Here is an 18966-nt window from a genome sequence, read left to right as displayed (position 1 = left end):
CTAAATAAAACGGGTTAGTTGCACGCGATAGCGTTGTTTTTTGGTGAGATCGACTTCATTGACTTGCAAGCGCCCTTTCCCCCGCACCGAGATTAAGTCTCCCATTTTGACCGTATAGCTAGCTTGTGTCACCTCTTTCCAATTGACTCTAACCTCTCCCGCCGCGATCGCGTCTGCCATCTTGCTGCGAGACATCCCAAATCCTGCCGAAGCGATCGCATCTAGTCGCATCGAAGCTTCAACCGTTGTTATCTCTTTTTTCTGAGGCGGACATACCTTAAGTTCGCTCAAATCGATGCGCTGAGTCTTGACGGGCACGGAACGCACTTGCACTAAAGATGTTTCCAAAAATTCTGCTATTTCTGGCACGACGAGAACTTGTGCGCCTCTTTCTCCTAAAACGATAATGTCTCCTACCTTATCGCGGACGATTCCAGTTCCTAAAATCGCGCCTAAAAAATCTCGATGATTGGCGGGATCGAAGAGGAAATTTCCTGCAATATCGAGAGCAGTTATTTGAATTTGCGAAAGATCCAGTGGAATGTCCGATCGCGCCATTCCGATTCGCTGGCGTTCTGCCTGCGGATAGCCTCCCCAAGCAATATACTCGATTTCGGTCAAACGTCCAAAAATTTGCTGCGCTTCTGCCAAAACGGGGGGCGAGAGAAAGTCCGTTAAAGCCACTTCCCAGGTTCTGAGAGCTTGTTCGGCTTTATCGACGATGCGAGCAATTTCTTCTCGATTCTCGACCCCTTTTAATAATTCTTCTCTTGGCAGCATATTTTACCTTTGTCATTCGTCCCTTAATTTAAGGCTAATTTAAGGCTAATGACCGACGATCGATGACCAATGACCAATCTCAAGATTCTTTGTAACCTTGGAGATTTTCTGGCTCAAACTCGCGGAGAATAGCAGTTGCTTGATTTTTAATCGTTTCCGATCCTTTCACCACGATAATATATTTACCTGCATTGAGGCGATTGCGGTAAGAGAGGGCATCACCGCTACCGGATGACAAACCAACGCCACCGCCAACGAAGATGCTTCCCATTGCGCCCGCAATTGCGCCTGCAAGTCCGCCTAAAATGTGGTTGCCCGGTTCTCCTGCCCAGTCAAAGGTATCCAAACCAGTAATCAGATTAAATACATAACCCGCAGCAAAACCGAAGGGAACTAGCCAGTATGCCATCAGGATAGCTCGTTTCTTGGCTTGCTCTTTAGGATCGATTAAACCGAATTCGTCTGCCGTTTTGTAGCCTTGACCGAGAATCGTTAGTTGCTCGGTGGGAATGCCAGCTTTTTCGAGTGCGGTGTAGGCAGCTTCTGCCTTAGTGCGATCGGGTAGTACGGCAATCAGATAGTTCATCGTTCTCAATCGGTTGCGATGAGGGGATAACTACAATTTATCAGTTACCCTTCGGGTTTGCTAGTAGGTGATGCAAAGGCAATTCGCAATTACGATGATCGGTACTTGCTCGTACTCTCGAAAAATTGCGCACTGCGAACCCCCCGCCCGACCTTAGACTCGCTTGGGATTCAAATCCCAAGCTAACAGCCCAAGTCTTCTTCAAGAGGACTATTATACACAGTCCATTTCAATGGACGAGGTACGGGTTTGGCAATGCCAAACCCTAAGAGGAAGATTAAACTGCTACTTTAGCCTTAGACCAAATGCCGTTTTCGTCTTCCTCATATTCTTGGCGAATCTTGTCCCAAGCGGCATGCTCTGCCTGGATTTCGTCATTGGTCTCATCACAAACGGCGTTGTAGCGCTCGATAAAGATTTTCTGAGCAGCTGGTGAGAGATGGGAGCGAACTTCGGGCGATAAGTCTTCTGGGCTGCCCCACAACGACCGCGACAAACACGAGATAAGGGAGCATTGGTGGTGTGAATTTCCTCTCCGCCAGCGCTTTCGAGTAAGAGTTGAAATTCCCCGGATTTATCGGCAGGAACTTCCACTATGACGATAAAATCTCCGGCTTTTAGACGGGTTTCATAAATAGCTGCCTTGTCTTGTGGCATGCCGAGGGTAGCGAGTGCTGATGCTAAGCCAGCTCCTGCACTTCCAGCGATCGCGCCGCTTGCCGCTCCCAGTAAAATCGAGCTAATCGGACCTGCGGCAACTACCGAACCGACGAAGGGGATAAATAGGACTCCAACTCCTGTTAGCAGACTCAGAAAAGAACCAAATAAAGACCCGAAAATAGCTCCATTTTTGAGTCCGCTGAGAATGACATCTTTTTTGGTGATAAAGCCAGTAATGCGCGTTTGGGACTGAAAATTTCTGCCCATAACGGAGATATGGTCGCGGGACACTCCTCTGTCTAACAAACGCTTAATTACGTCATTAATCTGGCTTTCTTGTTTAAAAACGGCGGTAATCGTGCGTTCTGTTGGGTATTCTTCAGGCATTTACTTTTTATCCCGATCTTTTGTGTAACTTCATTGCTATTTGAACAAGTTTCTCCTAGGTTATGCATCTATTAGACGAAAGAAACTCAAAGAAAAATTTTGCGCGTCGATCTAACTTAGGGAATAGATCGAAAAGCCAATCGAGAAAAACCAAGGGAACATGATTATGAAAAACCCAGTTTTTGAAGCACAATTTTCAATTATCAATTCGCGATCGGGGAAATAATTGCGAAGATTGCCTTTTTCTTGCTTGCCATAGCAGACAGTCTAAAGTCAAGTATGCTACCATCTGGGATAAAATTATTTACTCTTCGATATCGATGGGCAAGGTTCTGGTGTTAAATGCCTCATACGAACCGCTCAATATCACCAGTTGGCGAAGGGCGGTCGTTTTATTACTCAAAGGCAAAGCAGAGCAGTTAGAACATAACGGTCAACAAGTGTATGCCAACTTTCCGCTTCCTTCTGTCATTCGACTGCGACATTACGTTCGCGTTCCCTACAAAGAAATTCCCCTAACCCGCCGCAATATTCTCGAACGAGATCGTCACAGTTGTCAATACTGTAATTACAAAGGAGAGCAATTAACCCTAGATCATGTGATCCCGCGCTCGCGCGGTGGTGGAGATACCTGGGAAAATTTAGTAACGGCTTGTGTGCGTTGCAATGTCAAAAAAGGCAATCGCACCCCAAAAGAAGCAGGCATGCATCTGAGGCATCAACCGCGAAAACCTTACAGTAGCCTTCACTTTGAAATTGTCAAACACACTAGGGGCAATCTCAATCAAGAGTGGCAAAAATATGTAATAGGAGGAATTAGTTAAGGAACGAGCGATTGATTAAAGTACGTTCCTTTTTTTAATTAACTAACTCTCAATAGAACAACAAAATGTCTAGAGCAAAAACTGACAAGTTTAAACAATAACCTATCTCTTTCTTGTCAATGTTAGATAGGCAAAAGAGTTATTAGTTTGGACTACCTGCTTCTAATTTTATGCTTAAACAAATCTTTCCCAGAGGATTTGCCCTAACTTAACAAGCTCAACGGTAACGAACAGAGCGAGTAGAACAGTAACCAATCTATTTAAGATAAGGAGATCTCCTTTGCCGAATAGGGAGGCAACGAACTTGAGGACGATAATCGCTATAGCGGCAAGTACGAGAAGTTTTCCAGGGTTCATAGTTTCTTTAGACTTTATCTCTAAAGAATAGTCTACAATTAGGGCTTGCTTTTAGGCGAGCAAACAGAGAATAATAACTCTCAGACAAATTTGGAATATATAATTGACTCGTGATTGCAATTTATCCTGGTAGCTTCGATCCGATTACTTTGGGTCATCTCGATCTCATCGAAAGAGCGGGACAACTATTTGAGAGGGTTATCGTTGCTGTGTTGTGTAATACTAGCAAGCAACCAATGTTTTCAGTAGAGAAACGACTCGAACAAATTCGTCACTGTACTCAACATCTTCCGAATGTAGAAGTTGATAGTTTTCTCGGGCTGACAGTGGAGTATGCTAAATTGCGTAACGCTAGAGTTCTCTTGCGAGGACTGCGAGTGCTTTCCGACTTTGAAAAAGAATTACAGATGGCTCACACCAACAAAACATTGCGAGATGAAATCGAAACGGTGTTTTTAGCAACGGCTAAAGAGTACAGTTTTTTGAGTAGCAGTATTGTTAAAGAAATTGCTAAATTTGGCGGTTCCGTCGCTCACCTAGTTCCAGAGAATGTCGCCAGAGACATTTATCAATATTACTCTTAAAAAGAGATTCTAAATTCATTGATAAGCTATTGTTAAAGAAAAATATTTATCATTTTATGTTTCGCTCAGATCTATCTTCAGGTAATTCATCTAAAGACGGTCCACTCGAACAGATTAATATGTCTAAGCCCGGTCGTGCTATGGATTTCGATCTTCAACGAGAACTCGACCGACTCGAAGAGATAATTCTTGATAGTCCTCGCGTTCCTATGAGTCGTCGAACGTTGGTAGATGAGGATAGATTGCTAAATCAATTAGATTTGGTGAGAATGAATTTGCCTGAAGCCTTTGAGAAAGCGATGGAAATCCTTCAGCAGAGGCAGGAAATTTTATCGGAAGCAGAAGAGTACGCACAACAGATCATTCAATCGGCTCACCAACGGGCAGCACAAATTGAGGATGAGATGGCAATTGTGCAACGGGCACAAGGGGAAGCCCATCAAATCCGACAGCAAGTTCAGCAAGAGTGCGAAGCCTTGCAACGACAGACTTTTGCTGAAATCGAGCAAATGCGCCGCGCAGCCCAGCAAGAATTTCAGGAAATGTTGAAGCGGACGCAAGCCGAATGTGCGGAGATCCAAAATGGTGCCGACGAATATGCCGATCGCGTCCTGAGTAATATCGAACACCAGCTTGGCGAAATGTTGCAGGTGATTCGCAACGGACGACAGCAGCTATCTCCTAATGCTATCTCCCAAGCTCCCTCGGACAAGAGGCTTCCCGGTACGAAGAGAACGCGATAGCGAAAACCCGATCGCACTTTAAACGTCCACAAGCAGTCTTGCTTTCCTCAGTAGGAATTGGAGAAAAGGTTCTTCTCTAGAAATAATATCCGCTCTACCCTCCATCCCTAATTGGATGGTACATTTGTTTTTGCCTTTTCCAAGAACCAGGCTTTTAGGCTCAATCATCACCCTGTAGAAAGCGGTTCTCTGGTTGACCGTGGTAGCGGGATTGCTGCCACTAACCTCTGAAGATTTGATGGTGTCGGGGGAAATTTTGCTGACCGTACCTGGGAGAGTGCCGTAATCTGGATAGGGGCAGGCAGAGACCTGCATTTGCACCTGCTGACCAACTTTGACGCTGCTAATGTCAGATGGCGACACAGCAGCTTTGATCGCCAAGGGAGTATTTTGGGGAACGAGTTGAACGATTTCCTGCCCAGAACGCACGGTTTGACCGGAGTTGCGTAAATTTAGCCTAGCAACGATCCCGTCTGCTGTCGCACTAATCGTCATGTTTCTGAGGTCGATTTCTATCTGTTCGAGTTGACGTTCGTCCCGTTCTAGCTGTTTTTGAATGGCAATTCGTTGCTGGAGCAGAGCTTCTCGTTCTCTCCTCAAGGCAGCGCTGGCGGCTTCGCCCGTAGCTTTTTCTTGAGCCACCCGTTCGGAGGCGATCGCGACTTCTGCCTGAGTAGGATTGAGGGTCGTTTTGGCGCGTTGCAGTCTGGCAATAGAGGCTCTAACTGCTTGTTGTCGCTGTTCTATCGTTTGTTTTTGAGCCTCAATCGTGGCTTTTTGGATCTCAACCGCTTGTTCTTGCTGTGCGACAGCGATTTGAGCTTCCTCTAATCGATCCTGAGACAAAGCTCCTGCGCGGGCGACTTTCTCATAGCGAGCGCGCCTCTTGCGGGCTACTTTTAAAGAAGCTTCAGCCGATCTTAAATTCGCCTCAGCTGACTTTAACTCCGCCCGCGCTCTTTGCCATTCATTCTGGGACGATTTGAAGTTGGCTTGAGCTTCTTGGACTTCGGTCAGAGTGCTAATTTGCCGGTCTCGATACTCTCTCTGCCTGCGGCTTAGTTCTGCTTGAGCAGAAGCTACAGCACGATTGGCTCGATTGGTTTCTGCAAAAATCTGAGTATCGATCGCTCGGATTTGGGCATTAAGTTGAGTCAGTTGTAAGATAGCTTGTTGGTTCTGACTCTGCAATTGGCTTTTTTGAGTTTGCAGGCGGGAATCATCCAGAGTAACAATGACATCTCCTTTTTTGACGGGTTGATTCTCTTGCACCCAAATGTCCTTCACCAATCCCTCGGTGGCAGCTTGAACCAAACGCAATTCGCCAGCAGGACGGATAGTAGCCCGCGCTTTAACGGTAACTTTGTATTCGATCGCTCCAGCCAAGACAAGGGCTATCCCCACCGTAGCGACCATAAAAAGCCCTCCCAAGGTCATCCAACGACTGACCGATGGCAGAAATTCATTTTCTCTCACTGACGGCAAAACAGAAAGCGGCGAAGCAGTCGGAGGAGAGGAACTAGAGGCTTGATTTTCTCCCGGTCTTTCTCGTTCCGTCCTCTTCCCGTTCTCTAATTGCTTAGGTAAACTAGCCATCTCGCTTTTGACTCCTGAAATCTTCAAGGAATCAGGAAATCCAGGTGATCTCCCGTTTGTTGACATAACGCCTCCACTGACCCTTGTAGTTTTAAGCGACCGCGATCGAGCATGACAATCCAATCGGCTCGTTGCATGACTCTGGGGCGGTGAGAAATGAGAATGGTGGTTTTGCCCTGCCTTTGGCGCAATAAGTTATTTAGCACTTCTGCTTCGCTGACCGGATCGAGAGCGCCAGTCGATTCATCTAAAATCAGGATAGGCGGGTCATTGACAATCGCCTTCGCGATCGCTAGCCGTTGCCGCTGTCCGCCAGAGAGATTGGCACCAAATTCCCCTAAAACGGTTTGGTATTTCTCCGGTAATTGACTGATAAATTCATCTGCCCCAGTAATCTGACAAGCTTTGACAATCTGCTCGAACGTCAGGTAAGGAGATCCCAAGCGAAAGTTTTCCACGATCGAACGACCCCAAAAGTGAACGTCTTGGGGAACTAACACCACTTGTTGCCGCAAACAGTCTAAGGAGAGGTCTTGCTGATTATAAATCCCGAAGCGAATATTGCCAGATTTTGGCGCGTACAAAGCCGCAATTAATTTGACTAGCGTACTTTTCCCACAGCCAGATTTGCCGATCGGCGCAATGACTTTACCCGAATGGCACTAAGATAAGTGGAAACACTTATCATTCAAGCAGTTTGCCATTGTTCGGCGTACTGATGTCTAGGCTGCTTCATCAAAGGATAAGCTTTAGGGCGACGTTTACGAACTCTTGGTTCACTTCTGCCGGGGCGATCGCTCACCGACTTGTGAACAACAACTTTTAGTAAAGTCCGATAAATTTGATGAAGTTGTGCGGATGAAGCAGCTAATAATTGAGGAATAAAATTATGCAAGTGATGACGAGTTCCTTGTAATGATAAGCGTACTGGTGGCACACCGTAAGTCGTACCAGATTCCCACATTAAGGTACGTAACAAATTGTAGGCAAGCAAATAAACATAAAGTTCTTTACCTACCATAGCGGGAGTTTTACCTCGTAAAACTTCCATGCCCAAAGTAGTTTTCAGATGTTTTAAATTTACTTCAACATCCCATCGGCAATCGTAAAGTTTAACAAGTTCTAATGTAGGATAAGTTTCTGTATCCAGTAAAGTTGTGATTAAGCTAACAGATGAAGTCCGAAATCCAGGAATAAAAATGTAGTAAGAAATTTCTCGGACAATCAAAGTTTCAGGCAGAGCCAAAAATTCCTCTTCACTTAATCCATTGGGGCATTTTTTAGGTTTATGCCAAATTACAAGTTTGTCACAGTCTCCAAAAAGTTTTCCTCTACGCATGGACATCTGGCGGGACTGATGTTTACGGAATACTGCATCACACTTAAGGTTCATTAGAGTCACCAAATCCGCATAGGCACAAAAAGCGCGATCGCCTAAAAGTATGTCATTAGGCTTGAGAAATTGATACAATTTTCTGGCTAATTTCAGAGCGTGAGTGTTGAGAACATCGATGACTAAAGCAATAGCCGCACCCGTAGCGAGGCTAAATCTCACACCAATTTTCGCGATTGGAAAACCACACCCTAGTTTTTGACTACTCGGTTGAGGGTAAGATTTCTGATTTTCAATCGTATCAGGCATCGACACGCTAGCTCCATCTATCACTTTTACATGGCGAGCGCACCACAAATATTGGGTTGTCACTTTTTCTTCTAAACTTTGTGCCGTAGAACCAAAAAGTTTTTCTAAGAGATTTTCTGGTAATCTAGACCGTGCTTGACAATAAGCACTCGTATCCGAGCTAGGAATTTCTACTCTTTGATTAGCTAAATAAGCAATCACTCGGCTCACTGCATTGTGGCAACTTTTGTCAACATCTAAAACCTGAGAGAGAAAAGTCCACAGAGTTACTATTGGGTCAAATAATCGCCGACGATATTTAACTTTTAATTCATCGATAACTTTTTGAATCTCCCATGACGGCAATAAATTCTCAAACGGTAGTCCCAGACTCTGCCTAAATTTTTCTTGAAGAATTCTGACACGATTTGTCACAATATTATTATTCCAATTGGCTTTCAAGTTCCAAAAAAGTATTTTACGGGCTTGAAAGCTTTTTCTCCCAATTGAAAACATTTTGGATCGTCATTGCACGCGCGACGCATTCTAACTTCAGCACTTACAAAGTCTGCGATGTTGATTGCGCAAGGCGTTCCCCTTATCTTAGTGCCATTCCAATATGAGACTGAAGTTTTGAGCAGTTTAAGTGCTTGCCCCACATAGGGTAGTAGCGTTTGTGGAGAGCAATACAATGGTTGTAGATTCCCCCAGCCGCATTAATCATTCGCTTAAGGTATCTGTTCCGCTTGTGTTGATAGAAGCTCTAAACTTCAGTGTCTTCATAGGGGTATGATACCATTAGTTATGTAGATAATCAATAATCATCTACATGAGAACTGTTGATAATCACTACAATCACGCTGTTGGATTAGCTACTGTTCATTTGGTTTGGATACCGTGTAGACGTAGAAGGGTTTTTGCTAGCAATGAACCCTTGAAGCTTCGATGTATTGAGATATTCCAGTCTGTTGCCAATGACAAGAAATGGATTATCAAGGCATTAGAAGTTGCTCCAGCTTACATCCATTTATTAGTTGAATACGATCCGCATCATTCAATCTCTCAAGTAGTTAAAGCTTTTAAGGGGAGATCGTCACGAATACTAAGACAAGAGTTTCCAGAATTGTTAAGATTGCCTAGCTTGTGGACGCACTCTTATATGTTTGATACGACTGGAAAAATTAGTACTCAGAAAGTTTTGGAATACATTAATGACCCCCATCATGGATGAATAAATTCATCCTGTTCGCTTATATCCCCTGAATAGAATTCAGGGGCTTTACCCATCACGGCTCGTAAAGTTAAATAAGAGCCTATCTTATGTTTTCAACGCACCGTTCCCCGCAAAGCTTCAGCATCAATGGGTTTAATCAGGTAAAGACGAAACAAATCCCAGAAAATTCCTCCTAATAAAGGAAGTTTTTGCAAAAACTTAACTACCTTAGGGAAGTTATTCTCGCTAATCGCTTTTAGTTTAAGATTTCGCTTTGCACACCGTTGCATGCGCGGGAAAAATTCAGGATGGTCAACATTTAAGACAGCGGGGAATGCTCGTGCCGCAGTTTCATTGGTTTTGCGAATCACTTGCTCGTCAAACTCGGTCGCGTCGAGTCCTAGTGAATGATAGAAGCCTGCTCGTTCTTGGACGGTTAGACTGTGGGTGGCAAAGACGGATAATAGGAAAAATCGGCTCCAGAGTCTAGCTTTCCAATTGTTCCAAAGTTTGGGTTGCGATCGCAGCAGTGCCTTGAAAATATCTCCGTGACGATTTTCATCCTGACACCAACTCTCAAAATAACGAAATAATGGATAAAACTGATGCTCTGGATGCTTTTCTAGGTGACGGTAAATAATAATGTAGCGCCAGTAGCCAATTTTTTCGGACAGGTAAACCGTATAAATCACCCACTCCAGCGGAAAGAACGTATAGGTACGAGTTTTGGTCAGTCGTGCTAAGTCTAAAGAGCGGTTAAAGTCACCCATCGCCTTATTGAGGAATCCCGCATGACGAGCCTCATCCCGCGCCATCAGGTGAAAAATTTCTGCCAGCAGGGGATTGCGCTGTTTGAGAGAGCGAGATAACTCTTTGAACAGCAGAAAACCAGAAAATTCTGAGACACAGGAGCGTTCCAGGTAATCGATAAAAGAGTTGCGCGTTTCTTCGTCAAGATCGTCCCAAGTTTGCTCAAATGCTTCATCGCGAACGAAATGGCGGCGGTTGTAGTCAGTTCGCATCTCATCTAGCATCGCCTTGAGCGCGGTTTCCTGAAGGGAAAGATCGAAGTTGGCTGCGGCTTCAAAGTCTGTCGTATAAAACCGAGGCGCGAGAATTGTTTCCTGAATAAGGGCTTGAGGATTGGACTTGGGTTCTTCTGTGGCGGGTTTTGATAAGGTATTGACCATAAGTGCAATTACTTAACTAAATAGCTATATGAAATTATAAATATAAAAGTGTAATTGACTCCAATTATTAAGTTTTGAAAAATCTAGATTGGATTAAAGTCTATATATCTATATAGTTATTAAGCGATGGTTATTAAGCGTAAAAACTAAACAGAAATAGAAAAATGAACAGTCATTTAGCCAATCAACTTAGGGAACAAACCCCACCAGCATATCCTTCTGCCTATTCTCGTCAGAAAGCCAAGCAGTTCGTACAGGACTTACAAGACGAAATCTGCCAAGCGCTACAGCAACTCGACGGTAAAGCACGCTTTCAAGAAGATAACTGGGAACGAGCAGAAGGTGGGGGCGGACGTACCCGCGTTATTCGAGACGGTCGAGTATTTGAACAAGGCGGGGTAAACTTTTCTGAGGTTTGGGGAGATAGTCTTCCCGCTTCTATTCTCGCTCAGCGTCCAGAGGCGGCAGGACATAACTTCTATGCCACCGGAACTTCGATGGTTCTCCACCCCCGAAATCCCTACGTTCCCACCGTACATCTCAACTACCGCTACTTTGAGGCAGGACCGATTTGGTGGTTTGGGGGTGGCGTAGATTTAACGCCTTACTATCCCTTTGTCGAGGATGTCATTCACTTCCATTCTACGATTAAGAACGCTTGTGACGCTCACCACCTCGAATACTATCCCGCTTTTAAACGCTGGTGCGATGAATATTTTTACTTAAAACACCGCCAGGAAGCGCGAGGAGTTGGAGGTATCTTTTTTGATTATCAGGATGCTCGCGGGAAGCTCTATTGCGGACCCGACCCAGAGGGTGAGGCAGCTATTTATAGCCGTCAAGTTGGGACGATTCCTCGCAGTTGGGAGGAGCTATTTGCTTTCGTTCAAAGTTGCGGTCGCGCTTTTTTGCCAGCCTATCTGCCAATTGTAGAGCGGCGGCAAGACACCCAGTATAGCGATCGCGAGCGTCAGTTCCAACTTTACCGTCGGGGACGCTATGTAGAGTTTAATCTCGTTTACGATCGCGGCACGGTTTTTGGCTTGCAAACCAACGGACGAACGGAATCGATTTTGATGTCCCTGCCGCCGCTAGCGCGATGGGAATATAATTACCAACCCCAACCCGGAACGCCGGAAGCACAACTGTACGAAGTCTTTCTCAAACCCCAAGATTGGGTCAATTGGTCTGTTGAAGACTGGTCGATTTAAATTCGCTTTTCGTGCGTCCAAGTGTTTACCAGTTATTCATAACTGTTTGCTCGGACTTGATATAAGAGCGCGATCGCTACATCCATCTTTCTTTAGCCATGAGGAATTTACTATGAGTAGTCATTTAGCCAACAAGTTACGGGAAGGAACGAAACAGTCTCATACAATGGCGGAAAATACAGCCTTTATGAAATGTTTTCTCAAAGGCATTGTCGAAAAAGAACCCTTCCGCAAGCTCATCGCCAATTTGTATTTCGTCTACAGCGCCATAGAAGAAGAGTTCCATCGCCATCGCCATCATCCTGTCGTCGGTTTGCTTTATTTCCCCGAACTGAATCGCAAAGAAAATCTGGAGAAAGACTTGGCTTTTTACTACGGCGAAAACTGGCGAGAGCAAATTGCTCCCTCTCAAGTCGGTCAAGATTATGTTGCTCGCATTCGTCAGGTTGCTAAAACGGAACCCGTACTTCTCATCGCCCATGCCTATGTTAGGTATATGGGCGATCTTTCTGGTGGTCAGGCATTGAAAAATATTGTCCGTTCGGCGATGAATTTGCCAGCAGGCGAGGGAACGGCATTTTATGAATTCGATCGCCTGCCAACCGTCGCAGCAAAACGCGCTTTTAAGGAGAAATACCGCGATACTTTAGATTCCTTACCCGTTGATGATACTTTAGCTCAAAAGATTGTGGACGAGGCAAACTATGCCTTTGAACTGAATCGCGACGTGGTTCGCGAACTAGAACCGGAGGTGAAAGCTGCTATTGGCGATCGCATTTTCGAGCTACTCACCCGTCAAGACAAGCCAGGTAGTACGGAGCGTTCGCCGGGTAATACATCAGTTGAACTTGTTAAAGCCGAATAGGAGAACATGAAACTGCTATCCCAAGTCGTCGAATTCGAGCCAAATTTACTGAGAAAATACGATCGCCCCTTGCCGCGATATACTAGCTACCCACCCGCAACGGAACTGAAAGAAGCCTTTGAAGAAATTGATTTTAGAGCGGCGATCGCTGTGGGGAATCGCAAAAAGACACCTCTATCGCTTTACTGTCATATTCCCTTTTGCGAGACCGCCTGCTATTTCTGTGGTTGCAATACGGTTATTACCCAACGCAAGCAGATAGCGGAGCTTTATCTCAATTACATCAGTCGCCATATTCAACAAATGGCCACTCTCGTGGATCGCGATCGCCAAGTTTGCCAACTTCATTGGGGTGGCGGTACGCCCAATTACCTTTCCTTGAAACAGATTGAAGCCCTTTGGACGACATTGAATCAATATTTTCAATTCGCTCCCAACGCCGAAGTTTCCATCGAGGTTAATCCTCGTTTTTTAGACAAAGACTATATCCTCTTTTTAAGAAACTTAGGATTTAACCGCATTAGTTTCGGGATTCAAGACTTTAATCCCAGAGTGCAACAAGCCGTCAACCGCATTCAACCAGAAGCAATGTTGTTTGGGGCAATGGATTGGATTCGTTCAGCAGGATTTGAGAGTGTCAACGTCGATTTAATCTATGGGTTACCCTATCAAACCTTAGAGACATTTAAGGACACGGTTCGTAAGACGATTGACCTCGATCCCGATCGCATTGCCGTCTTTAATTTTGCTTACGTGCCTTGGATGAAACCCATTCAACGGCGCATTCCTCAAGAAGCTTTGCCACAGTCTGCCGAAAAGCTGAATATTCTCAAAATGACCATTGAGGAATTGACTGGGAATGGTTACGTATTCATTGGCATGGATCATTTTGCCAAACCCAATGACGAACTAGCGATCGCCCAGCGAAACGGGCAATTGCATCGCAACTTTCAAGGATACACCACCCAGCCAGAATCCGATTTACTTGGTTTTGGCATGACTTCCATTAGTATGTTGCAAGATGTTTACGTGCAAAACCATAAACGGTTAAAGCGATACGATCGAGCGATCGACGCACAAGAATTACCAATCGAAAGGGGAGTCACTCTCAGTCGAGACGACATCATTCGTCGAACCGCGATTATGGAGTTAATGTGTCAATTTCAGCTTTCACCAGATGATATTGAAGACAAATATCATCTCGGCTTTGACCTCGACTGGAAAGAGTATTTCTTGAAAGAACGGTATAATTTACGCTTGCTAGAGGCAGACGGGTTGCTCGAACTCAGAGGCGATCTCATTCGAGTGACTCCGGCGGGACGGTTGCTGATTAGAAACATTGCATCCGTGTTCGATATCTATCTTAGGACTCAGCAAAGCGATCGGTTTTCCCAAGCCGTATAATATCAAAACGATATAAAATCTTGCCTCGAAGTTTTTGGGCGCTTCGATCGCTTAACTTTTGTTTGCAAGTTGACATCTTCTTTGGTTAACCGAGCGAGAGTTTTTACCTCAATAGATTGTCCCGTTCTGCCTAAATTACGTGCCAGTACGATTGGAGTTTGGAGCGATCGCTAGCCAAGCAAAATTTCTTTTGCTTTTTCTAGTTGCCAAGTACGTTGTTTAGAGGTTGTCCCAGAAGTATAGAAGGTGCAAGGTACTCCGCCGCGAGACGGCGGAGCCTGAAAAGCACTTCGTCATGTTGAGCGTAGCGATCGCGAAGCGAAACATCTGAGTAGACCAACTCCAAACAGAGATTCTTCGTTACGTTTTACTGCACTGGAAATGACAAAATGGACTTTTGGGATGTCCTCTTAGAGCCTGGATTGTAATTCGATTGATTTACGCCAGAAAATTCTTGATGTTTACGCTCAGGAGCAAAACAAAAATTTAGTGCTATGATGATAATATCAATTGAGAAAAATATCGGTAGCAGAGTTTGTTATTAGTATTGACAGGTTTTTCTGATTTAGTCTTGGCAGGATTCTCTCCGAAATCTCAATCTCTACACACCTTCCGATCTAGGAGACAATCTATGTCTATTTTTGTAGGTAACTTATCTTACGAGGTTACACAAGCAGATCTTAATTCCGTATTTGCGGAATATGGTTCTGTCAAACGAGTTCACATTCCCACCGACCGCGAAACGGGTCGCATGCGCGGCTTTGCTTTTGTAGAAATGGAAACGGCAGCTGAAGAAACATCTGCCATTGAAGCCCTCGATGGGGCTGAGTGGTACGGTCGCGAGATGAAAGTCAATCAAGCGAAACCTCGCGAAAACAATGGCGACAACGGTCGTAGCAATAGCAACTACTCGAAGCGATACTAAGCTGAAAGATTAAATCCTTCTTAGACGTTGCTCACTAGCTGACAATTGTTGGGGTGGAGATGTTTATCATCTTCGCCCTTTAACGCCGACAACTGAGTCTTGTACTATTGGTCAATGACCGTCCCTCGATTAAAATCGCTGCTTCATATATAAAATCGTCTCAAGACGACTAAAGAAGTGTTTCAGTCCATTAAAATGGACTTGATATACGAGACGGGGAATTAATTCCCCGGCGGATGATGCAACTACTACAAGATCTCAGGTTTTCAGGCTGAATGGGCTAATAACGTATTCGCATCGAACTCCATCAAATCTAGTTTTCCTCGTAATTCCCCAGTTTTCAATATACGCTCCGGTAAGACGAGCATTACTTAAGTTAGCTTGGTCTAGATTTGTTCGTACTAGCTTTGCTTCAAATAATTTGGTTTCCTGCAAGTTAACTTGGCTAAGATCTGCATCTACAAAACTAGCGCCTGTTAGCTCAAATTCCTGTAGATTAATACCTTGCAAACCTTGGCGATTGAAGTTTTTATTCTGTCCTTTACCAGTAATTAATAAGTACCTTAATTTTGCGTTTTGAAGATAAGTTGTTCTAAGGCAAGCAAGATCGAGTAGCGCACCCGTTCCAATAATTCCTACTACTAATGCCCCGGACTTCGCTCCCCCCATACCGCTAGCACTGCTATCAGTATAGTTACTGTTAATGCCACTATCCCTACTCATATCCCTGTTCCTAGACCTTGGCAAATAGTGGTAATCAAAAATACTACAAGTACTATTAACACCAATACAATCGGAAGTATGCCAAATTCTTGAAGGTTTAAAAGAAGAAAAAGAGATACTATAAAATAACTAGCGATTGCCGAACGGATTAATTCCCTCCAATGCAAGTAAATTTTTGTATCATTCAAACTGAGATCTGTAAGTGCTTCTTTGTGTAGGATAATACAAATTATTGCTATCTAGAGTTAATTTGGCAAAATTTTGCCTAACCCAATCAAACCAGGTATATTAAAGCCAAAATAAACTTTGGGAGAAATGACTTACCTAACAGGCTTCATAGCACCCAAACTAATACTAATGCCGATTATCCTGGCACAGATATCCGGACAGAATCAGCAACCATTACCATTGAACGCACAAATTTCTCAAATATTAGGGCAAGACGTTTTCACCCTAATTAAAGCGATTCTGATCTTAATCGTTGGTTGGGTGGTGGCTCTAATTGCTAGAGGAATCACTCGCAAACTTCTCAATCGAACCCAGATTGATAACCAAATTGCCAATTGGATAGGTGGAAGGCAGCAAGGAGAATCCCTGCCTGTAGAAAAATGGGTAGGCGATCTAGTGTTTTGGCTGATCCTTCTCTTTGCCATTGTTGCTTTTTTAAATGCCCTTCAGCTTGAGGCGGTTTCCCAACCTCTTAATTCTCTGCTAGCAAGGATTACTAGCTTTTTGCCGCAACTGTTAGGGGCAGTAATTTTGTTAGGCATTGCCTGGATACTGGCGACGATAACTAAATTCGTAGTCGTAAGAATCCTTACGGGATTGCGAATCGACGAGCGATTAAACCAGCAAATCAGCGATGAGACTCAACAAAACCAGATTGCCTTGAGCGAAACCATCGCTAACGCGCTTTATTGGTTTATCTTTTTGCTCTTTTTGCCATCTATTCTGAGCGCTCTTAACTTAGAGGGAACGCTAGTTCCGATACAGTCGCTGCTCAATGAAATTTTGGCAATTCTGCCCAATGTTTTAGCAGCTATCCTTATTGGTGCGGTAGGTTGGCTGATTGCTCAGATAGTGCGCCGGGTGGTGACAAATCTTTTAGCTGCTGTAGGCACAGATCGAGTTGGAGAGAGATTTGGACTATCGGCGACGGCTGGCCGCCAGCCTTTGTCTCAGATTCTAGGCACGATCGTCTATGTTTTGATTTTGATTCCCGTTGCTATTACTGCCTTAGATGCCCTTCAAATTCAAGCAATTTCCGCGCCAGCCACGCAAATGCTCAACCAGGTTCTGAACCTTTTGCCCAGGCTTTTTGCAGCCGCAGTGGTTTTAGCGCTTGCTTATGTTGGCGGACGGTATATCGCTGAGATAGTTACTAACATCCTCACTAGCATCGGCTTCAATAACGTTTTTCAATGGTTGGGTCTTGCCGCGCTTTCACCCCCTCCACCCGAACCTGGCGTAGAAGTTGTCCCTCCCCAAAGGCGCACGCCATCAGAATTGGTAGGAATTATTGTCTTGGTGGCAATTATGGCGATCGCTACCTTGACGGCGGTAGATATCCTACAAATACAAGTGCTACAAGCGTTAGTCGGCGGTTTGCTAGTGATTGCGGGTCAAGTTCTCGTTGCCGTGGTGGTATTTGCGATCGGCTTATATCTGGCAAATCTCGCTTTTAATTTGATTGCGAGCGGCGGAACTCGTCAGGCGAGGTTTGTCGCACAGACGGCTCGAATTAGTATTGTCGTCTTAGTTTCGGCAATGGCATTACAACAAATGGGAATTGCTCCCAATATTGTCAATTTAGCCTTTGGCATACTGGTTGGCGGTATTGCTGCTGCGATCGCGCTCGCCTTCGGTTTGGGAGGAAGAGAGTTAGCAAGCGAACAATTGCGAGAATGGTTGAATAATTTCAAGCAATAGCAACCTAATGAACAAAATTTTTTCAATCAATCGCCCCAGGCTAAAGCTTGCGGGCATTTTTAATTAGAAACCCTTTTGGATAAAAGGATTGGAGATTAGTCAATTGTCCTTTGTCATTGGTTATTGGGATTAGGGTAAAAGGTTACATGAGAAACACAAAGGTTTGGGAAAGGGGGTTTTGGGTAAAGGGGAAATGTTTATAGATATAGATCTTTTCCCTTTCCCTCTTCCCCTTTCCCCCCTGCATTGTCTTTCCCCCCGTCTCCCCGTCTCCCAGTCTTTTCCTCAATCTGCTGTAAGGCTAACTGCACGCGGACGCGAACGATCAATTCTGGCTCTATTTCCAGCATCTGTTCAAATCGAGCTAAAATTTGTTTCTCAAAATGGGGCAGAGTTTTAGCCGTAGCACTAGAAAGCGATTGCAATCCCACAACCGCTCCGTAACGCACTACCCATTCCACATCCTGAGAAACGAGCAAGAGAGTATCGAGAACCTTATTTTGGGCAGGTAAAACTTCCTCGGCTGGTAAATTTGACCAACGAATACTGCCGAGTCCCTTTGCTGCTGCCCGACGCACGCTTAAGGAAAAATCATTACTGGCTGCATCTAATAGGAGATCGAGAGCGCGTGGGTCGCCAATCCCAGCTAAAGCACGAGTTGCCCAAGCTCTGGCTCCATAATTGTAGCCATCTATTTTTTCTAACAGATGAGAGACAGCAGCTTCTCCTATATCGATCAATCCCTCTACTGCGGCAACGGCTGCACCCGGATTGTTATAACCGAGAACTTCAATCAGCGTGGGAATGGCTGCTTCGTGACGAACTGCCACCAACGCTTTTACAGCTTCTAATAATCCCTCAGCAGAATCGGCTTTATCGACTGCTTGAATTAGGGATTTTACTTCTTCGTCAATTACCATGACTATTGAGCATCGATCGCCATTGCACTAATTTAGCATTCCGTCAGCTTCTCTTTAACTCAAAGCGCACTCACAAAGATTGAAGGCAGAAGCCTACCAGTTATAGGGAGAAAACAGAAAACGAAGAGGCTTTCTCTGTTTTAGAAAATTGAAGAAGAATAGAAGGGCACCCTCGACGGATGCCCCAATCTTTTCATCGAATGCAACAGTTTATCTGAATCCAACAGCAGCTTGCCATACAAAAGCAAGTAACAGAAAGAACAGAGGAATGAGCGGCAGAACATCTACCAGAGGATCGAAAATTTGGTAAGCTTCGGGTAGTTTTGCTAACAGCATTGCAGCTTCCATCTATCTATTTACCTTTCCAACAATTTTTTCTTAAATGGTAAAAGGAATTTTATCACGATTTGGCTTGTAGATATTAATTATCTCAATTTTAAAGGTAAGC

At 44.6% G+C, this 18966-nt stretch carries 17 protein-coding genes and 3 pseudogenes; 9 read left to right on the top strand and 11 right to left on the bottom strand.

Going from position 1 to position 18966, the window contains the following annotated elements; genetic code table 11:
* The 3 genes and pseudogenes from PLE7327_RS18385 to PLE7327_RS26735 all read right to left on the bottom strand — a co-directional run bounded on the left by PLE7327_RS18385 (nucleotide 1) and on the right by PLE7327_RS26735 (nucleotide 2413).
* A complete protein-coding gene (locus tag PLE7327_RS18385) occupies nucleotides 1–780 on the bottom strand; it encodes a photosystem II S4 domain protein (protein ID WP_015145281.1) in 780 nt (259 codons plus the stop codon).
* 79 nt (nucleotides 781–859) lie between these two features.
* Nucleotides 860–1366: a hypothetical protein gene (locus tag PLE7327_RS18380; protein ID WP_015145280.1), complete on the bottom strand. Its 507-nt coding sequence runs from the start codon at nucleotides 1364–1366 to the stop codon at nucleotides 860–862.
* Nucleotides 1367–1643: 277 nt separating this feature from the next.
* Nucleotides 1644–2413: pseudogene (locus PLE7327_RS26735) on the bottom strand (ChaB family protein).
* Nucleotides 2414–2733: 320 nt separating this feature from the next.
* Between PLE7327_RS26735 and PLE7327_RS18370 the strand changes: the two are divergent.
* The 3 genes from PLE7327_RS18370 to PLE7327_RS18355 all read left to right on the top strand — a co-directional run bounded on the left by PLE7327_RS18370 (nucleotide 2734) and on the right by PLE7327_RS18355 (nucleotide 4921).
* Complete coding sequence (locus tag PLE7327_RS18370) at nucleotides 2734–3237, top strand: HNH endonuclease (protein ID WP_015145278.1); 504 nt, start codon at nucleotides 2734–2736, stop codon at nucleotides 3235–3237.
* 467 nt (nucleotides 3238–3704) lie between these two features.
* Complete coding sequence (gene coaD, locus PLE7327_RS18360; RefSeq protein ID WP_015145276.1) at nucleotides 3705–4178, top strand: pantetheine-phosphate adenylyltransferase; 474 nt, start codon at nucleotides 3705–3707, stop codon at nucleotides 4176–4178.
* Between the two features lie 56 nt (nucleotides 4179–4234).
* On the top strand, nucleotides 4235–4921 hold the full coding sequence (locus PLE7327_RS18355; protein ID WP_015145275.1) for an ATP synthase F0 subunit B: 687 nt from the start codon (nucleotides 4235–4237) through the stop codon (nucleotides 4919–4921).
* Nucleotides 4922–4939: 18 nt separating this feature from the next.
* On the opposite strand, the gene PLE7327_RS18350 is transcribed toward PLE7327_RS18355, so the two are convergent.
* The 4 genes and pseudogenes from PLE7327_RS18350 to PLE7327_RS26730 form a co-directional block, all read right to left on the bottom strand.
* Nucleotides 4940–6517, bottom strand: coding sequence for an HlyD family efflux transporter periplasmic adaptor subunit (locus tag PLE7327_RS18350; protein ID WP_015145274.1), 1578 nt, complete (start codon nucleotides 6515–6517; stop codon nucleotides 4940–4942).
* A 23-nt stretch (nucleotides 6518–6540) separates the two neighbouring features.
* Nucleotides 6541–7170: pseudogene (locus PLE7327_RS18345) on the bottom strand (ATP-binding cassette domain-containing protein); the annotation flags it as partial.
* A gap of 35 nt (nucleotides 7171–7205) precedes the next feature.
* The gene (locus tag PLE7327_RS18340) at nucleotides 7206–8573 is read right to left on the bottom strand and encodes an IS4 family transposase (protein ID WP_041393556.1); all 1368 of its coding nucleotides are present in this window, start codon (nucleotides 8571–8573) and stop codon (nucleotides 7206–7208) included.
* A gap of 181 nt (nucleotides 8574–8754) precedes the next feature.
* Nucleotides 8755–8921: pseudogene (locus PLE7327_RS26730) on the bottom strand (RNA-guided endonuclease TnpB family protein); the annotation flags it as partial.
* A 46-nt stretch (nucleotides 8922–8967) separates the two neighbouring features.
* Here PLE7327_RS26730 and tnpA point away from each other — a divergent pair.
* A complete protein-coding gene (gene tnpA, locus PLE7327_RS23675; RefSeq protein ID WP_015145272.1) occupies nucleotides 8968–9369 on the top strand; it encodes an IS200/IS605 family transposase in 402 nt (133 codons plus the stop codon).
* Nucleotides 9370–9464: 95 nt separating this feature from the next.
* Here the strand turns inward: tnpA and acsF are convergent, their stop codons facing one another.
* Nucleotides 9465–10541 (bottom strand): magnesium-protoporphyrin IX monomethyl ester (oxidative) cyclase, encoded by a 1077-nt coding sequence (acsF, locus tag PLE7327_RS18335; RefSeq protein WP_015145271.1) that lies wholly within the window; start codon nucleotides 10539–10541, stop codon nucleotides 9465–9467.
* Nucleotides 10542–10705: 164 nt separating this feature from the next.
* Between acsF and hemF the strand changes: the two genes are divergently transcribed.
* The 4 genes from hemF to PLE7327_RS18315 all read left to right on the top strand — a co-directional run bounded on the left by hemF (nucleotide 10706) and on the right by PLE7327_RS18315 (nucleotide 14946).
* On the top strand, nucleotides 10706–11752 hold the full coding sequence (gene hemF, locus PLE7327_RS18330) for an oxygen-dependent coproporphyrinogen oxidase (RefSeq protein ID WP_015145270.1): 1047 nt from the start codon (nucleotides 10706–10708) through the stop codon (nucleotides 11750–11752).
* Nucleotides 11753–11864: 112 nt separating this feature from the next.
* Nucleotides 11865–12617, top strand: a complete 753-nt coding sequence (locus PLE7327_RS18325) for a heme oxygenase (biliverdin-producing) (RefSeq protein WP_015145269.1) — start codon at nucleotides 11865–11867, stop codon at nucleotides 12615–12617.
* A 6-nt stretch (nucleotides 12618–12623) separates the two neighbouring features.
* Entirely contained in the window at nucleotides 12624–14021 is a 1398-nt protein-coding gene (gene hemN, locus PLE7327_RS18320; protein ID WP_015145268.1) for an oxygen-independent coproporphyrinogen III oxidase, read from the top strand.
* Nucleotides 14022–14652: 631 nt separating this feature from the next.
* Nucleotides 14653–14946: an RNA-binding protein gene (locus PLE7327_RS18315; RefSeq protein ID WP_015145267.1), complete on the top strand. Its 294-nt coding sequence runs from the start codon at nucleotides 14653–14655 to the stop codon at nucleotides 14944–14946.
* Between the two features lie 258 nt (nucleotides 14947–15204).
* Here PLE7327_RS18315 and PLE7327_RS18310 read toward each other — a convergent pair whose 3' ends face one another.
* A complete protein-coding gene (locus PLE7327_RS18310; RefSeq protein ID WP_015145266.1) occupies nucleotides 15205–15669 on the bottom strand; it encodes a pentapeptide repeat-containing protein in 465 nt (154 codons plus the stop codon).
* Between the two features lie 315 nt (nucleotides 15670–15984).
* Between PLE7327_RS18310 and PLE7327_RS18305 the strand changes: the two genes are divergently transcribed.
* Nucleotides 15985–17598 carry a mechanosensitive ion channel gene (locus PLE7327_RS18305; RefSeq protein ID WP_015145265.1) on the top strand — a complete coding sequence of 538 codons (1614 nt, stop codon included), beginning with the start codon at nucleotides 15985–15987 and terminating at the stop codon, nucleotides 17596–17598.
* Between the two features lie 197 nt (nucleotides 17599–17795).
* On the opposite strand, the gene PLE7327_RS18300 is transcribed toward PLE7327_RS18305, so the two are convergent.
* Both PLE7327_RS18300 and PLE7327_RS23670 read right to left on the bottom strand, forming a co-directional pair.
* Nucleotides 17796–18518 (bottom strand): HEAT repeat domain-containing protein, encoded by a 723-nt coding sequence (locus PLE7327_RS18300; RefSeq protein ID WP_015145264.1) that lies wholly within the window; start codon nucleotides 18516–18518, stop codon nucleotides 17796–17798.
* Nucleotides 18519–18728: 210 nt separating this feature from the next.
* Complete coding sequence (locus PLE7327_RS23670; RefSeq protein ID WP_071880619.1) at nucleotides 18729–18866, bottom strand: photosystem II reaction center protein K; 138 nt, start codon at nucleotides 18864–18866, stop codon at nucleotides 18729–18731.
* Nucleotides 18867–18966 lie beyond the last annotated feature (100 nt).

The organism is Pleurocapsa sp. PCC 7327, assembly GCF_000317025.1.
Classification (GTDB): Bacteria; Cyanobacteriota; Cyanobacteriia; order Cyanobacteriales; family Microcystaceae; genus Hydrococcus.
This window is presented reverse-complemented; position numbering and strand designations above follow the sequence as displayed.

Excerpts from the sequence above, each read along its gene's own strand:
- PLE7327_RS18385 (WP_015145281.1), bottom strand. The coding sequence starts at position 780 with ATGCTGCCAAGAGAAGAATTATTAAAAGGGGTCGAGAATCGAGAAGAA.
- PLE7327_RS18380 (WP_015145280.1), bottom strand. The coding sequence starts at position 1,366 with ATGAACTATCTGATTGCCGTACTACCCGATCGCACTAAGGCAGAAGCT.
- PLE7327_RS18370 (WP_015145278.1), top strand. The coding sequence starts at position 2,734 with ATGGGCAAGGTTCTGGTGTTAAATGCCTCATACGAACCGCTCAATATC.
- PLE7327_RS18355 (WP_015145275.1), top strand. The coding sequence starts at position 4,235 with ATGTTTCGCTCAGATCTATCTTCAGGTAATTCATCTAAAGACGGTCCA.
- PLE7327_RS18350 (WP_015145274.1), bottom strand. The coding sequence starts at position 6,517 with ATGGCTAGTTTACCTAAGCAATTAGAGAACGGGAAGAGGACGGAACGA.
- tnpA (WP_015145272.1), top strand. The coding sequence starts at position 8,968 with ATGAGAACTGTTGATAATCACTACAATCACGCTGTTGGATTAGCTACT.
- acsF (WP_015145271.1), bottom strand. The coding sequence starts at position 10,541 with ATGGTCAATACCTTATCAAAACCCGCCACAGAAGAACCCAAGTCCAAT.
- hemF (WP_015145270.1), top strand. The coding sequence starts at position 10,706 with ATGAACAGTCATTTAGCCAATCAACTTAGGGAACAAACCCCACCAGCA.
- PLE7327_RS18325 (WP_015145269.1), top strand. The coding sequence starts at position 11,865 with ATGAGTAGTCATTTAGCCAACAAGTTACGGGAAGGAACGAAACAGTCT.
- hemN (WP_015145268.1), top strand. The coding sequence starts at position 12,624 with ATGAAACTGCTATCCCAAGTCGTCGAATTCGAGCCAAATTTACTGAGA.
- PLE7327_RS18315 (WP_015145267.1), top strand. The coding sequence starts at position 14,653 with ATGTCTATTTTTGTAGGTAACTTATCTTACGAGGTTACACAAGCAGAT.
- PLE7327_RS18310 (WP_015145266.1), bottom strand. The coding sequence starts at position 15,669 with ATGAGTAGGGATAGTGGCATTAACAGTAACTATACTGATAGCAGTGCT.
- PLE7327_RS18305 (WP_015145265.1), top strand. The coding sequence starts at position 15,985 with ATGACTTACCTAACAGGCTTCATAGCACCCAAACTAATACTAATGCCG.
- PLE7327_RS18300 (WP_015145264.1), bottom strand. The coding sequence starts at position 18,518 with ATGGTAATTGACGAAGAAGTAAAATCCCTAATTCAAGCAGTCGATAAA.
- PLE7327_RS23670 (WP_071880619.1), bottom strand. The coding sequence starts at position 18,866 with ATGGAAGCTGCAATGCTGTTAGCAAAACTACCCGAAGCTTACCAAATT.